At 70.6% G+C, this 12,650-nt stretch carries 13 protein-coding genes; 8 read left to right on the top strand and 5 right to left on the bottom strand.

The window, feature by feature from the left end; translation table 11 throughout:
* Positions 1 to 114: 114 nt before the first annotated feature.
* Genes BN1701_RS13075 through BN1701_RS13065 form a run of 3 tightly spaced genes read right to left on the bottom strand, consistent with a single transcriptional unit; the run spans position 115 to position 2,344 of the window.
* Positions 115 to 900 (bottom strand): SDR family oxidoreductase, encoded by a 786-nt coding sequence (locus BN1701_RS13075; RefSeq protein WP_054048701.1) that lies wholly within the window; start codon positions 898 to 900, stop codon positions 115 to 117.
* Complete coding sequence (locus BN1701_RS13070) at positions 900 to 1,217, bottom strand: hypothetical protein (protein ID WP_054048699.1); 318 nt, start codon at positions 1,215 to 1,217, stop codon at positions 900 to 902. The genes BN1701_RS13075 and BN1701_RS13070 overlap by 1 nt, the downstream gene beginning before the upstream one ends.
* Positions 1,214 to 2,344 (bottom strand): Rieske 2Fe-2S domain-containing protein, encoded by a 1,131-nt coding sequence (locus BN1701_RS13065; protein WP_054048697.1) that lies wholly within the window; start codon positions 2,342 to 2,344, stop codon positions 1,214 to 1,216. The genes BN1701_RS13070 and BN1701_RS13065 overlap by 4 nt, the downstream gene beginning before the upstream one ends.
* 134 nt (positions 2,345 to 2,478) lie before the next feature.
* On the opposite strand from BN1701_RS13065, the gene hsaA reads away from it, so the two are divergent.
* The gene (hsaA, locus tag BN1701_RS13060; RefSeq protein ID WP_054048693.1) at positions 2,479 to 3,645 is read left to right on the top strand and encodes a 3-hydroxy-9,10-secoandrosta-1,3,5(10)-triene-9,17-dione monooxygenase oxygenase subunit; all 1,167 of its coding nucleotides are present in this window, start codon (positions 2,479 to 2,481) and stop codon (positions 3,643 to 3,645) included.
* Between the two features lie 39 nt (positions 3,646 to 3,684).
* On the opposite strand, the gene BN1701_RS13055 is transcribed toward hsaA, so the two are convergent.
* Positions 3,685 to 4,719: an alpha/beta hydrolase gene (locus tag BN1701_RS13055; protein ID WP_054048691.1), complete on the bottom strand. Its 1,035-nt coding sequence runs from the start codon at positions 4,717 to 4,719 to the stop codon at positions 3,685 to 3,687.
* A gap of 128 nt (positions 4,720 to 4,847) precedes the next feature.
* Between BN1701_RS13055 and BN1701_RS13050 the strand changes: the two genes are divergently transcribed.
* The 3 genes from BN1701_RS13050 to BN1701_RS13040 are packed head-to-tail and all read left to right on the top strand — an operon-like array spanning position 4,848 to position 6,948.
* A complete protein-coding gene (locus BN1701_RS13050; RefSeq protein WP_054048689.1) occupies positions 4,848 to 5,456 on the top strand; it encodes a TetR family transcriptional regulator in 609 nt (202 codons plus the stop codon).
* 9 nt (positions 5,457 to 5,465) lie between these two features.
* Positions 5,466 to 6,191: an SDR family NAD(P)-dependent oxidoreductase gene (locus BN1701_RS13045; RefSeq protein ID WP_054048687.1), complete on the top strand. Its 726-nt coding sequence runs from the start codon at positions 5,466 to 5,468 to the stop codon at positions 6,189 to 6,191.
* Positions 6,184 to 6,948 (top strand): SDR family oxidoreductase, encoded by a 765-nt coding sequence (locus BN1701_RS13040; protein WP_054048685.1) that lies wholly within the window; start codon positions 6,184 to 6,186, stop codon positions 6,946 to 6,948. The genes BN1701_RS13045 and BN1701_RS13040 overlap by 8 nt, the downstream gene beginning before the upstream one ends.
* A gap of 10 nt (positions 6,949 to 6,958) precedes the next feature.
* Here BN1701_RS13040 and BN1701_RS13035 read toward each other — a convergent pair whose 3' ends face one another.
* Entirely contained in the window at positions 6,959 to 7,882 is a 924-nt protein-coding gene (locus BN1701_RS13035; RefSeq protein WP_054048684.1) for a 3-oxoacyl-ACP reductase, read from the bottom strand.
* 100 nt (positions 7,883 to 7,982) lie between these two features.
* On the opposite strand from BN1701_RS13035, the gene BN1701_RS13030 reads away from it, so the two are divergent.
* From BN1701_RS13030 to BN1701_RS13015, 4 genes are read left to right on the top strand one after another with little or no spacing between them, the layout of a single operon-like run.
* A complete protein-coding gene (locus BN1701_RS13030; protein WP_054048682.1) occupies positions 7,983 to 9,101 on the top strand; it encodes a steroid 3-ketoacyl-CoA thiolase in 1,119 nt (372 codons plus the stop codon).
* Between the two features lies 1 nt (position 9,102).
* Complete coding sequence (locus BN1701_RS13025; RefSeq protein WP_054048680.1) at positions 9,103 to 11,172, top strand: acyl-CoA dehydrogenase; 2,070 nt, start codon at positions 9,103 to 9,105, stop codon at positions 11,170 to 11,172.
* Between the two features lie 19 nt (positions 11,173 to 11,191).
* The gene (locus BN1701_RS13020) at positions 11,192 to 12,016 is read left to right on the top strand and encodes a MaoC/PaaZ C-terminal domain-containing protein (protein ID WP_054048678.1); all 825 of its coding nucleotides are present in this window, start codon (positions 11,192 to 11,194) and stop codon (positions 12,014 to 12,016) included.
* The gene (locus tag BN1701_RS13015) at positions 12,013 to 12,624 is read left to right on the top strand and encodes a PaaI family thioesterase (RefSeq protein ID WP_054048676.1); all 612 of its coding nucleotides are present in this window, start codon (positions 12,013 to 12,015) and stop codon (positions 12,622 to 12,624) included. Before BN1701_RS13020 ends, BN1701_RS13015 begins: the two co-directional genes overlap by 4 nt.
* Positions 12,625 to 12,650: the final 26 nt, after the last annotated feature.

The following is a 12,650-nucleotide window of genomic DNA, read 5'->3' as shown; positions in this document are numbered from 1 at the left end:
ATGCGACCGGCGCACCGAACTCGCCCTCGGATCGCAGCGGGACGAAGTAACCGGCTCGGAGTGCTCCGCCCGGCGGACGCGTAGTGCGGCCAAGGGCCTGCTGCCCCGCGATGGTCAGCGGGGCGGCAGCAGCCGGGTCATCGCCTCGTGGGCGCCGAGGACCAGGCGGGTTCGGTCCATGCCGTTGCGCTTCGCCGCGGTCGCGGCGTTGCCACCCGCGATCCAGACCGGGCCGTCGGCCAGGTGGGCCAGGCACTCCCGGGCGATGTCGTCGGGCTCGCCGACGTTGAGGCCCGGGAGGTCGAAGTTGAGACCGGCCCGGGCCATGGCGGGCGTGCGGGTCACCCCGAGCACCAGCTCGAGTACGTCGACGCCGTGGTCGCGCAGCTCCAGCCACAGGCCCTCGGCGAAGACTCGGCTGAACGCCTTGACCGCTCCGTAGACGCTCTGGCGGGCCGAGCCGAGGTAGCCTGCCAGCGACCCCACCAGCACGATGCCGCCACGGCCGCGCTGCTTCATCAACCTGCCGAAATGGTGGGTGAGGGCCAGTTGCGCGGTGATGTTCAGGTCGAGCACGCCATGGTGTCCGGTCAGCTCGCCGTCGAGGAAGTCATAGCCATAGCTGTTGGCGCCCGCGTTGAAGATCAGCAGGCCGACTTGAACATCCGTGGTGTCCCTCACGATGGCCTGCACCGCTGACGGGTCGAGCAGATCCAGGGCCAGCGTGCGCACCTCGACGCCGAGGCGGCGCGCCCCCTCGGCGGTGGCCTCGAGCGGGCCCGGCTTGCGCGCGACCAGAACGAGGTTGATCCCGGCGTCGGCGAGCTGGTGGGCGAGCGAGGCGCCCACACCCTCGGAGCCGCCTGCGATGACGGCCCAGGGACCGTACTTCTCGCGCATCAGTGAGGTGCTCCTTCGGGGTTGACCGGCAGTGGCTCGCCCGACTGCACGGAGAGGTCGCCGCGGACGGCGTGCTCGCGGATCGCGAGGTCCAGGGTGGAGCAGCCTGCGAACGCGCCGCCGTTGGGGCCGCTGGCCGGCCTGCCGGCGCGTCGTTCCAGGCAGGCGTCCATCGCGTCGGCGTGCCACTGGATGCTGGTCTGGTCCCAGCTGCTCTTGCGGACCTCCACGCGGGCGGCGCAGCCGTCGCACGAGACCGGCTCCATCCCGCCGTCGTCCAGCCGTACGTCGGGGCGCGGCGCGGGTCGCGTGGTCATGAGGATGCGCGGGCCGCGATGTTGGCCTCGACCTCGGCACGCCAGGCCTCGTTGGGCCGGGTGGTGTCGATCTCGAACTCGAAGCGCTCGGTCATCTCGGCCGTGACGTCCTCGACGTCGACGTAGAACTGCTCATACCAGCGACGCAGCTGGTAGACCGGGCCGTCCTCCTCGCACAGCAGGGGGTTGTCGATCCTCGCCTTGTTCTTCCAGATGGCCACGTCCTGCTCGAAGCCGATCCTGATGAAGTCGCCCATCTTGCGGGCCATCCCCTCGGGATCGTCGAGGTGCGCCGCCTTCTGCACGATGATCCCGTACTGCAGCACGAAGGAGTTCTCGGAGATCGGGTAGTGGCAGTTGATCAGGACGCTTTCGACGTCAGCGTCCTCGTAGTGGTAGGTCAGGTCGTCGATCATGAACGACGGGCCGTGGTAGGAAGCGACCGAGGTGTTGCCGACCATCTTGGCCACGCCGCTCTGGGTGGCCTGGGGGCGGGCGTCCTCGCGTCCGACACCCTTCTGGAGCTGGGTGGCGACGGGTCCCTCGAAGATGTTCTTGAAGTAGGTCGGAAACGAGTAGTGCACGTAGAAGAAGTGCGCCATGTCCACGATGTTGTCGACGATCTCGCGGCAGTGCGCGCCCTCGATCACGGTGGTGTACCAGACCCAGTCGGTCCAGTCGTCACGCGTCGCGCCCTCGATGATGGGGATGGTCACGTCGACGGGGGGCGGGTTGCCCTGCGGGTCGTTCCAGACGAAGAGCAGGTTGTCCTGTTCGAGCGTGGGCCACGACCCGGTACGGGCCCGGAGCGGGACGCGGCGCGCGTAGGGGATGGACTTGCACCTGCCGTCGCCACCCCAGCGCCAGTCGTGGAAGGGGCACGCGATCTCGTTGCCCTTGACGGTGCCCTGGGCGAGGTTGCCGCCCATGTGCCTGCAGAAGCCGTCGAGCACGTTGATCTTGCCGTCCGCGCCCGCGAAGACGACCAGCTCCTGGCCGAACGCCTTGACCTGGTGCGGCGTCCCGTTCCGGAAGTCCTTGGCCAGTCCCAGGCAGTGCCAGCCCCGCGCGAACCGAGTCGGTGCGGCGTCCGTCTCGATTCGGCGGACCTCGTCGACTCCGGTCATGTTCTTCTCCGATTCCTGGACAGCGGGATGGCCTTCCCGCGAGTCTGTGCGGCGGACCTGTCCCCGGGTGGGCGAAGTCCCACTCACCGGAAGCGGCCCGGGCCCGCCCGCGGGCCCGGGCGCATCCTGAGCCCATGAGCAACGACGTCCTGGCGGCGGTGAAGCCGCTCCTCCCCGGCATCTCCGAGCGTGCCCGCGGTACCGACGACAACAGCCGGGTGCCCGCGGAGACGATCAAGGAGCTCACGGCGGCCGGGGTGTTCCGGATGCTGCAGCCGAAGCGGTACGGCGGCGCCGAGACCGACCCGGTCGCGTTCTACGAGGTGGTCCGGGCGATCTCCGGTGCCTGCGGGTCGACCGGGTGGGTGGCCTCCGTTCTCGGCGTCCACCCGTGGCAGCTCGGGCTCTTCCCCGACGAGGCGCAGAGGGACGTGTGGGGCGCGGATCCCGACACGCTGGTGTGCTCGTCGTACGCGCCGGTGGGCAGGCTCACCGAGGTCGATGGCGGATTCCAGCTCTCCGGTCGCTGGAGCTTCTCCAGCGGCTGCGACCACGCCGAGTGGGCTCTGGTCGGCGCGCTCGTGATGGGCGAGAAGGGCAAGGCCATCGACTTCCTGACCGTGCTGGTCCCGCGTGCGGACTTCACCGTCGACGCTGTCTGGGACGTGGTCGGTCTCCGGGGCACCGGCAGCAACGACCTCGTCATCGACAAGGCCCTCGTGCCCGCACACCGGATCCTGCGCAACTACGAGCACTCGCAGCTGCGCGGCCCGGGCCAGAAGGTGAACTCCGGACCGCTGTACAAGCTGCCGTTCGGAGCGGTGTTCACCACCGCGATCACGGCGCCGATCGTCGGAGTCGTCGACGGCTGTCTGGCGTCGTACGTCGCGACCATGGGTGACCGGCTCCGGCTCAGTCTCGGTGGCGGCAGGTTCGCCGAGGACCCGTTCGCCCAGGTCGCCGTGGCCCGGGCGTCCTCCGAGACCGATGCCGCGATCCTTCAGCTCGACCGCAACATCAGCGCGCTGTACGCGAGCGCGAGCGGCGATGAGGAGATCCCCATGGAGCTGCGTCTGCGGACCCGCCGGGACCAGGTCCGCGCCACCGAGCGCGCGTTGCAGGCCATCGACATTCTCTTCAAGACCGCGGGCGGCAACTCGCTCAAGCGCGGCAACCCGATCGAGCGGGCCTGGCGCGACGCCCACGCGGGCAGCGTGCACGTCGCCAACGACGTCGAGCGGGCGCTGGCGATGTACGGCCGGGGTGTCTTCGGCATCCCGGTCGAGGACAACCTCGTCTAATCCGAAGTGGGTGGTGAGTGGGCACCACCCATTTTCGGACTAGAAGAGGCCCTTCACGAAGGCGAGGACGTCGTCGAACGAGACCGCCACGGCGTGCCGGTGGTCTGCCCCCTCGTACGACTTGTAGGTGACCTTGTCCGTGGGCAGCGTCGAGACCAGGTAGTCCGTGGCGGCAGGCGTCACCAGGTCGTCGTCGAGGCCTTGGACTATCAGCATCGGCACGTGCACAGGCAGGCCGGTGACCTCCTGGGTGAGCAGGTACGCCGTCAGCGGGCCCAAATCGGCGTCGGGACGGAAGATGTCCTCCGGCCGCAGGGTCTCGGCGACGAGCGTCGCCTGAGGCAGGCAGGCGGTGCGGATCACGTCGAGCAACACGTGCGCCTTCTCGGTCAGGAGGGCGTCGGGATCGACACTCGGGTCCGCGGCCGCGGCTCCGACCAAGAGCGGTGGGAGGAACCGAATGGCGCCTGCCGAGCCGGGCCGCGCCTCCTTGATCACCGGGGCCAGCAGGCTCAGCCCGGTCCCGCCGGGGGCGATCGGAACGGCGCCGACCAGACCGGGGGAGCCCTTCCGGGAGGCGGCGAAGAGGGTCGCCTGTCCGCCCTGGCTGTGGCCGACCGCGACCCACCGCTCGCCGATCCGCGGGTCCGCGGCCCTGGCCGCGACCACGAGGTCCTCGAGGCAGTTGGCCGCGCTGTCGCCGTGCATGTAAGGGTGGTCGTCGTCGGTGCCGAAGCCCTCATAGTCCGTCTTGAGGACGACGTAGCCTGCCGCCACCCAGCGGTCGAGGGTCCGGTCCATCAGTCCGACGTACTCGTCGGCGAGACCGTCCCGGGTGTTGCTGGACGGCGCGCACACGTTCGCCGTACCGACGGTCCCGTGCGCCCAGTTGACCACCGGCCAGCCGCCGTCGGGAGGCGTCGTCGCGGGCAGGGAGACCGTGCCGGTGACCACGATCGGTCCGCGCACGCCAACGGACGCGTAACGGACCAGAAGGTTGGTGGCCGCGCTCGGCAGGGCGGCGTCCGTGGTGAGGGGCTCGACATGGAGCAGGGTTCCGCGGGGATCGGTCATGTGGCCCATGGTCTCCGCGTCTCCCTCCGTCTCCCGGGCCGGAGTCCCACTCATCGGAACCCCATGTCCCGGATTGACGGGGTCTTGGCCAGTATCGTCAGGAGACCACGTCGCCAGAGGGGGAGTGCATGCCGAGGATCGCTGAAGCCAGACCGTCCGCGGAGCCGAGCTCTCCCGGGCAGAAGGCGCGCCACCAGCGGATCCTGCGCGCGGCCGCCCGCCAGGGTGCGGAGAACGGGCTCGAGCGTGTCCAGATGCTCGACGTCGCCAAGGAGGCGGGCGTCGCCATCGCGACGCTCTACCGCTACTTCCCGTCCAAGACGCACCTTTTCACCGCCGTCCTGGCCGACCAGGTCGCGCGCCTGGAGGAGGCCACCTTCGCGGCCAAACCAGGCCAGGACCCGGTCGAGGCCGTGGCCGAGCTGCTGATCCACGCCAGCCGTCAGCTGCTGCGCCGCCCGTTGCTCGCCAACGCGATGATGCAGTCCAACAACGCCGCCCACGCGGGCACCGTCGCCGACGCCGTACGCATCGACAGCACGTTTCGCGAGTTGATCCTGCGCACGCTCGGCCTGGACGAGCCGACCGACCACGACCTCCGCCTGGTGCGGCTGCTCGAGCAGGGCTGGTACGGCGTGCTGACCCAGAGCCTCAACATGCGCGTCGAGCCCGCCGATGCCGAGGCCGACATCCGGCTGGCCTGCACGCTGCTGCTGGTCGACCGCTCCAACGCCTGAGAGAACGACATGAACCGCTTCGACGGAACCAGGGTCCTGGTCACCGGTGGTGCCTCCGGCATCGGCCGGGCCACGGTGCTGCGACTGGCCGCTGAGGGCGCCGCGGTCCTCGCCGTCGACCTCGACGCCGACGGCCTTGCTTCGCTGACCGGTCACGGAGTGCGCACCCGGGTGGCCGACGTCAGCTCGGAGGCCGATGTCGTCGACACGGTCGCGGCGGCGGTGGGTCAGCTCGGCGGACTCGACGTCCTGGTCAACGTCGCGGGCATCCACCGCACCACCCCGATCGACACCCTCTCCGTGGCGGACCTGACCCGCCTGTTCGAGGTCAACACGGTGGGGCCCGCGCTCTTCTGCCGCGAGGCGCTGCGCCACCTGCCGGACGGCACCGGCGTGATCGTCAACGTCACGTCGTCGTCGGCGGCTCATGGCAACCCGTACATGACGGCGTACTCCGCGTCGAAGGGCGCCCTGCTCGCCTTCTCCCTGGCCCTCGCGGCCGAGGTCGTGCACCGCGGCATCCGGGTCGTCCCGGTCTCGCCCGGCACCGTCGCGACGCCGCTCATCGGCGGCATCCCGAGCGACCTCGACATGAGTTATTACGCCCGGATTCGTTCGTTGATGGGCGCCGCCGACCCGGAGCAGATCGCCGGAGTCATCGCCTTCGCCGCGTCGCCCGACGCCGCCTATGTCACCGGCGCGGAGATCCGCGTCGACGGAGGATCACATGTCTGAACGCACCATCGCCGTCACCGGCTCGGCCTCCGGGATTGGCGCGGCGTTGACGAGTCTCCTGCGCGAGCAGGGGATTCGCGTCGTCGGGGTCGACCTGCGCGACGCCGAAGTGGTCGCTGACCTGGCGACTCCGTCGGGGCGCGTCGCAGCGGCCGAGGCGGTGACCGCGGCCGCGGACGGCGTGCTCGACGGCGTCGTCACCTGTGCCGGGACGTCCGTGCCGGGTGAGCTGATGGTGAAGGTCAACTACTTCGGCACGACCGAGTTCGTGTCCGCCCTCCAGCCCGCGCTCGCGAAGTCGTCGGCACCCCGGGTTGCGGTGGTCGGCTCGATCTCGGCGACCCAGCGGGCGGACGACGCCGTGGTCGCCGCCTGCCTGGCGGGCGACGAGTCCGCCGCCCTGGCCGCCGCCGCGGTCGCGATCGCCGACGGACGGGCCCGGCAGCTCTACCCCTCGTCCAAGTCGGCGCTGGCGCGGTGGGCGCGGCGTACGTCGGTCGAGGACGGGTGGGCCAACGCCGGGATCCCGCTCAACGTGGTCGCCCCTGGCGTCGTCCTCACCCCGATGACCGCCGCGCTCATCGCCGACCCCGCGATGAAGCAGGTGATGGACGCCGCCGTGCCGATGCCGCTCAACGGCTATCTGCGGCCAGAGGACGTCGCCCGGGTGCTGGCCTTCCTGGTGTCCCCGGAGAACAGCCACATCACCGGCCAGGTCGTCTACGTCGACGGCGGCGCCGAGGCTGTTCTCCGCTGAATCGCGGGGTTCAGTTCGCGATGTTCTCGATGCCGGTGGTGTCCAGTTCGGCGACGCTGTACGCCGCGTAGTTCCGCCACGGCGAACGCCCCACGAAGTACGGCGACACACGGGCGTCGAACTCCTCGACGGTGAATGCGCCGTCCGCGGCCGAGAACTTCTGCTCGACCTTGGGGGAGTCCATCAGCGCCACCATGTCGCCGTACACAACGAAGACCTGGCAGTTGACGTCCGCGGCGGCGGGCGAGGCGAGGTAGGACACGAAGGTGCCGACGCGCTCGGGAGCCAGGATGTCGAGCTGGTCCTGGCGAGGGTCTTCGGCGAAGACGTGAGCGGTCATGCTGGTGCGCGCCCGCGGGCAGATCACGTTGGCGGTGACGCCGTACCTGCTCAAGCCCTGGCCCGCCGACAGCGTCAGCGCGGTGATGCCCGCCTTGGCCGCGGCGTAGTTGGGCTGCCCGGCCGAGCCGAAGAGGAATGCCTCGGAGGAGGTGTTGATCAGGCGACCGTAGACCGGGCCGCCCGCGGCTTTGCTCGCCGAGCGCCAGTGCACCGCGGCGGCACGGGACAGCGAGGCATGTCCCTTGAGGTGGACGCGGATCACGTCGTCCCAAGCCTGCTCGGTGAGGTTGAAGATCATCGTGTCGCGCAGGACGCCCGCGTTGTTCACGACGATGTCGAGGGAGCCGAAGGTATCGACGGCGGCCGCGACCATCTCGTCGGACAGGGACCAGTCCCCCACATCGCCCTTGACCGCGACGGCGCCGGGGCCGAGGGCACGGATCTCGGCGACCACGGTGTCGGCGGCGTCGCCGATGTCGTTGACCACCACGTTGGCGCCCGCGAGGGCGAGGGCGAGGGCCTCAGCGCGGCCGAGGCCGGAGCCCGCCCCCGTGACGATGGCGGTCTTTCCGGCGAGGTTCGTTGTACTCATGGCGCCGAAGGTAGAAGCGCGGGTGCCGGTGGAGCGTGCGTTACCCCGCTGAGTGGGACTTGGCCCGCGGTGGCGGTGTCGCCGATGCGAGCCTGCCGGAGTGAATCCCGAAGCTGTCATCGTCGACGCCGCGCGCACCCCAGTCGGGCGCCGCAACGGCGTGTTGTCCCACCTGCATCCCGCTGAGCTGCTCGGCCTGGCACAGAAGGGCCTGCTCGACCGGTCCGGGCTCGATCCCGCGATCGTCGGCCAGGTCGTCGGCGGTTGCGTGACCCAGGCGGGGGAGCAGTCCAACAACGTCACTCGCAACGCCTGGCTGCACGCGGGCCTGCCCTGGACCACGGCGTGTACGTCGATCGACTGCGCCTGCGGGTCCTCCCAGCAGGCGGTGCACCTGGTCGCCGGGTTGATCGCCACGGGCGCCATCGACGTCGGGATCGCCTGTGGCGTCGAGGCGATGAGTCGCGTGCCGCTCGGCTCGGCGCTGGCAGGCGGCGGCATGCCGATCCCCGACTCGTGGTCGGTGGACCTGCCGGACCAGTTCACCGCCGCCGAGCGGATCGCGGTGAAGCGAGGCATCACCCGCGAGATGGCCGACGACCTGGGCGCGCGCTCGCAGCAGAACGCCGCACGGGCCTGGGCCGATGGCCGCTTCGACTCCCAGATCATCGCGGTCGGTGACGTCACCCGGGACCAGGGCCTGCGGGAAACGACCGCCGCGGCCCTCGCGGGTCTCAGGCCCGTGATGCCCGACGGCATTCACACCGCGGGCAACTCGTCGCAGATCAGCGACGGTGCGGCCGCGGTGCTCCTGATGAGCCGAGAGCGTGCCGCGGCAGAGGGCCTCACCCCACGCGCCCGGATCGTGGCCAGCGGACTGGTGGGCTCGGACCCGTACTTCCACCTCGACGGTCCCGTCGACGCGACCACGCATGTGCTCGCCCAGGCAAGCATGAAGCTCGGCGACATCGACTTGGTCGAGATCAACGAGGCGTTCGCGTCGGTTGTGCTCAGCTGGGCGCGGGTGCACGACGCCGACATGGACAAGGTCAATGTGAACGGCGGCGCCATCGCCATGGGCCACGCGGTCGGCTCGACCGGCGCGCGGCTGATCACCCAGGCCCTGAACGAACTCGAGCGCACTGACTCCTCCACCGCACTCGTGACCATGTGTGCGGGCGGTGCGCACGCGACCGCCACGATCATCGAGCGGATCTGACATGACCCTCGGACTGGAACAGGAACACATCGACCTGCGCGACTCGGTGCGGGCATTCGCGACCCGCCACGTGAGCGAGACCGTCGTACGCGACGCCGTCAACGCCAAGACCGAGGAGCGCCCGCCGTTCTGGGCCGCCCTCGCCGACCAGGGCCTGCTCGGTCTGCACCTGCCCGAGGAAGACGGTGGCTCCGGAGCAGGCCTCCTCGAGCTGGCGGTCGTGGTCGAGGAGCTCGGCCGAGCCATGACACCGGGTCCCTTCCTGCCGACGGTGCTGGCCAGTGCCGTCCTGGCCGCGGCAGGCCACCGTGAGCACCTGTCGGGCCTGGCCGACGGTACGACGACAGCGGCCGTCGGGTTCGGCGTCGGGAGCCCGGTGCTCGGGGGCCAGGTGGCCGACCTGTTCGTGCTGCCGGTCGAGGGAGGCTGGGTACTGGCGGACCGGGAGTCCGTGGTGGTCACCCCGCTCGACAGCCATGACCTGACTCGCCGGCTGGCCTCGGTGGAGGTCGCCGGTCACGTGACCGCCCTGAACCTCGACACCCAGCTGCCCTTCGACCTCGCGGCCGTGCTGTTCGCCGCCGAAGCGACCGGGCTCGCGGATCGGAACACGAGCACGGCGGCCGACTACGCGAAGGTGCGTGAGCAGTTCGGCCGCCCCATCGGGCGGTTCCAGGGCGTCAAGCACCGTTGCGCCCGGATGCTGGCCCGCACCGAGCAGGCGGCAGCCTGCGCCTGGGACGCCGCGCGCGCGTGGGACCACCGCGCCCCAGAGGCGTCCCTGACCGCGGCGGTCGCCGCGGCCATCTCGATCGAGGCAGGCTTCAGCACCGCCAAGGACCTCATCAACACGCTGGGTGGCATCGGCTTCACGTGGGAGCACGACGCGAGCCTCTATCTCCGCCGCGCGCACATGCTGCGGCTCCTGCTGGGATCGACGACCGTCTGGCACCAGCGCGTCGCGCGGCTCAGCCTTGACGGCGTACGACGCACCCTCGCCGTGGACCTGCCACCGGAGGCGGACCGGATCCGCGCCGCCATCCGCACCGAGCTCGCCGCTGCCGCCGCCGCTCCCGCGCCCCAGGCGTGGCTCGCCGAGCACGGCTACACCGCACCGCACCTGCCGTCGCCCTGGGGCAAGGATGCCGACGCGGTGACCCAGCTGGTTATCGCCGAGGAACTGGACGCGGCAGGACTCGCCCCGGTCGACATGGTCATCGGGAACTGGGTCGTGCCCACGCTCATCGAGCACGGCGACCCAGAGCAGCGGGAGCGGCTCCTACCCGGCAGCCTCGACGGCACGATCGGCTGGTGCCAGCTCTTCAGCGAACCCGGGGCGGGCTCCGACCTGGCAGGCCTCGCCACCCGGGCCGAGAAGATCGAGGGTGGCTGGAAGGTCAACGGCCAGAAGGTCTGGACCTCGATGGCCCTCGACGCGCACTACGGCGTGCTGCTGGCGCGGACCGATGCCGAGGTCCCCAAGCACAAGGGCATCTCCTATTTCGTGCTCGACATGAGCACTCCCGGAATCGACGTCCGGCCGCTGCGCGAGCTGACCGGCGAGGCACTGTTCAACGAGGTCTTCCTCGACGACGTGTTCATCCCCGACGAGATGCTGGTCGCCGAACCTGGTGACGGCTGGAAGCTGGCGCGGACGACGCTCGCCAACGAGCGGGTGGCGCTCTCGCACGACTCCGCGATCGGCTCGGGCGAGCGGCTGTTGAGCCTCGTCGACCCGACCGACTCGGCGCAGCTCGCGCTGCTCGGGCAGATCCTCTGCGATGCCCAGTCCGCGGGGCTGCTCGGCCTGCGTCGGACGATTCGATCCCTGGCGGGCAGGCAGCCCGGCGCCGAGTCCAGCATCGCGAAGCTGGTCGGCGTGGAGAACATCCAGCAGGTCTGGGAGACCTGCATGCAATGGCAGGGCCCGTCGGCGCTGGTCGCCGACCCCAGGGAGAAGTCCGCCACCTGGTGGTTCCTCAACAGCCGCTGCCTGTCCATCGCGGGTGGCACCACGGATGTTCAGCTCAACATCATCGGCGAGCGGATCCTGGGGTTGCCCCGTGATTGATCCTGGCAGGTTCCTCGCCATGGAGCCCTCGCGGCGCGAGATCAGCTGGACGCGACGCGACGTGCTCCTCTACCAGCTGTCGCTCGGCGCCGGGCCCGAGGACCTGAGCTACGCCTACGAGCGCGGGCTGCAGGTGCTGCCGACGTTCGCGATGGTGGCCGGGCAGGGCGTCTCGGCAGGCGACGACGTCGCCCCGAGCCTGGACCTGTCCGCCCTCGGAATCGACCTCGCCACGATCCTGCACGCGGGCCAGTCGCTGACGGTGCACCGGCCGTTGCCCGCCAGGGGGGACGCGACTGTGGAATCGCGCATCGCCGACGTCTGGGACAAGGGCAAGGCGGCCGTGCTGGTCCTCGAGAGCGTGGCCGCGGACGCCGCGGGCCCGCTCTGGACCAGCCGGACGCAGATCTGGGCCCGCGGCGCGGGGGGCTTCGGCGGCGAGCCCGGACCGGAACCGGACGGGACTGTTCCGGGGCGTCAACCCGACCACGTGCTCGACGCTCCGACGACCGCAGGACAAGCGCTGCTCTACCGGCTCAACGGCGACCTCAACCCGCTGCACGCGGACCCGGCCTTCGCCAAGCGGGTCGGCTTCGACCGCCCGATCCTGCACGGCCTGGCGACCTACGGCGTCGTGGCGAAGGCCCTCGTCGATGGCGTGCTCGACGGCGACGCCACGCGCCTGACCAGCCTGTCCGTGCGGTTCGCCGGCACGTTGTTCCCCGGTGAGATGATCCGTACGTCGGTCTGGCGCGACGGTGACCTGCTCACCTTTGTCGCCACCTGTCCCGAGCGCGAGGACGCGCCCGTGCTCAGCCACGCCTGCGCGGAGGTCACCCCATGACGCTTGAACTCACCGCCACTCCGAGAAACAAGGGCGTCGACGCGGCCGTGGCCGCTGCCCGCCGCGTCATCGAGACGCTGCTGCACGCCGGAGACAACAGCGCGGCCGAGATGAGCGCGGTGGCCGACCAGCTCAACGCCGTCGCCGACCACCTCGAGGACCACGCCCCGAGCGTGCACGAGCGGATGGTCGACATGTGGGCGGGCGAGGGCGTGACGCGGCACGACCCGGTGACCGGCCCAGAGAACGCTATCGCTCCTCCGCTGCACCTGACCGGCCAGGACGACGGCTCGATCGAGGGCCGGGTAACCCTCGGCCTGGCCTACCAGGGCCCGCCAGGATGTGTGCACGGCGGCATCTCGGCGTTGATCCTCGACCACACGCTCGGCGTCGCGAACCACTGGGCCGGGGAGTCGGGGATGACCGGCACCCTGACCCTGCGCTACCACCGGCCCACGCCGCTCTTCGAGGAGCTGACCGTGAGCGCCCGCCAGGAGTCCGTCGACGGCCGGAAGATCCGCACGGTCGGCACCATCTCCGCGGGCGGCGAGGTCTGCGTCTCCGCCGACGGCCTCTTCGTCAACAAGCACCTACCCCGCCCCCATTGACCCGGGAGCGGGGCGACCTGCTCGGA

Origin of the sequence: Alloactinosynnema sp. L-07 (assembly GCF_900070365.1) — a bacterium.
In the GTDB taxonomy this organism is placed as follows: Bacteria; Actinomycetota; Actinomycetes; order Mycobacteriales; family Pseudonocardiaceae; genus Actinokineospora.
The sequence above is the reverse complement of the archived record's forward strand: the minus strand, read 5'-3'. Positions and strand labels throughout refer to the sequence as shown.

What these genes read in the sequence shown, in the direction of transcription:
- BN1701_RS13075 (WP_054048701.1), bottom strand. Translation starts at nt 900, where the DNA reads ATGCGCGAGAAGTACGGTCCCTGGGCCGTCATCGCAGGCGGCTCCGAG.
- BN1701_RS13070 (WP_054048699.1), bottom strand. Translation starts at nt 1,217, where the DNA reads ATGACCACGCGACCCGCGCCGCGCCCCGACGTACGGCTGGACGACGGC.
- BN1701_RS13065 (WP_054048697.1), bottom strand. Translation starts at nt 2,344, where the DNA reads ATGACCGGAGTCGACGAGGTCCGCCGAATCGAGACGGACGCCGCACCG.
- hsaA (WP_054048693.1), top strand. Translation starts at nt 2,479, where the DNA reads ATGAGCAACGACGTCCTGGCGGCGGTGAAGCCGCTCCTCCCCGGCATC.
- BN1701_RS13055 (WP_054048691.1), bottom strand. Translation starts at nt 4,719, where the DNA reads ATGACCGATCCCCGCGGAACCCTGCTCCATGTCGAGCCCCTCACCACG.
- BN1701_RS13050 (WP_054048689.1), top strand. Translation starts at nt 4,848, where the DNA reads ATGCCGAGGATCGCTGAAGCCAGACCGTCCGCGGAGCCGAGCTCTCCC.
- BN1701_RS13045 (WP_054048687.1), top strand. Translation starts at nt 5,466, where the DNA reads ATGAACCGCTTCGACGGAACCAGGGTCCTGGTCACCGGTGGTGCCTCC.
- BN1701_RS13040 (WP_054048685.1), top strand. Translation starts at nt 6,184, where the DNA reads ATGTCTGAACGCACCATCGCCGTCACCGGCTCGGCCTCCGGGATTGGC.
- BN1701_RS13035 (WP_054048684.1), bottom strand. Translation starts at nt 7,882, where the DNA reads ATGAGTACAACGAACCTCGCCGGAAAGACCGCCATCGTCACGGGGGCG.
- BN1701_RS13025 (WP_054048680.1), top strand. Translation starts at nt 9,103, where the DNA reads ATGACCCTCGGACTGGAACAGGAACACATCGACCTGCGCGACTCGGTG.
- BN1701_RS13020 (WP_054048678.1), top strand. Translation starts at nt 11,192, where the DNA reads ATGGAGCCCTCGCGGCGCGAGATCAGCTGGACGCGACGCGACGTGCTC.
- BN1701_RS13015 (WP_054048676.1), top strand. Translation starts at nt 12,013, where the DNA reads ATGACGCTTGAACTCACCGCCACTCCGAGAAACAAGGGCGTCGACGCG.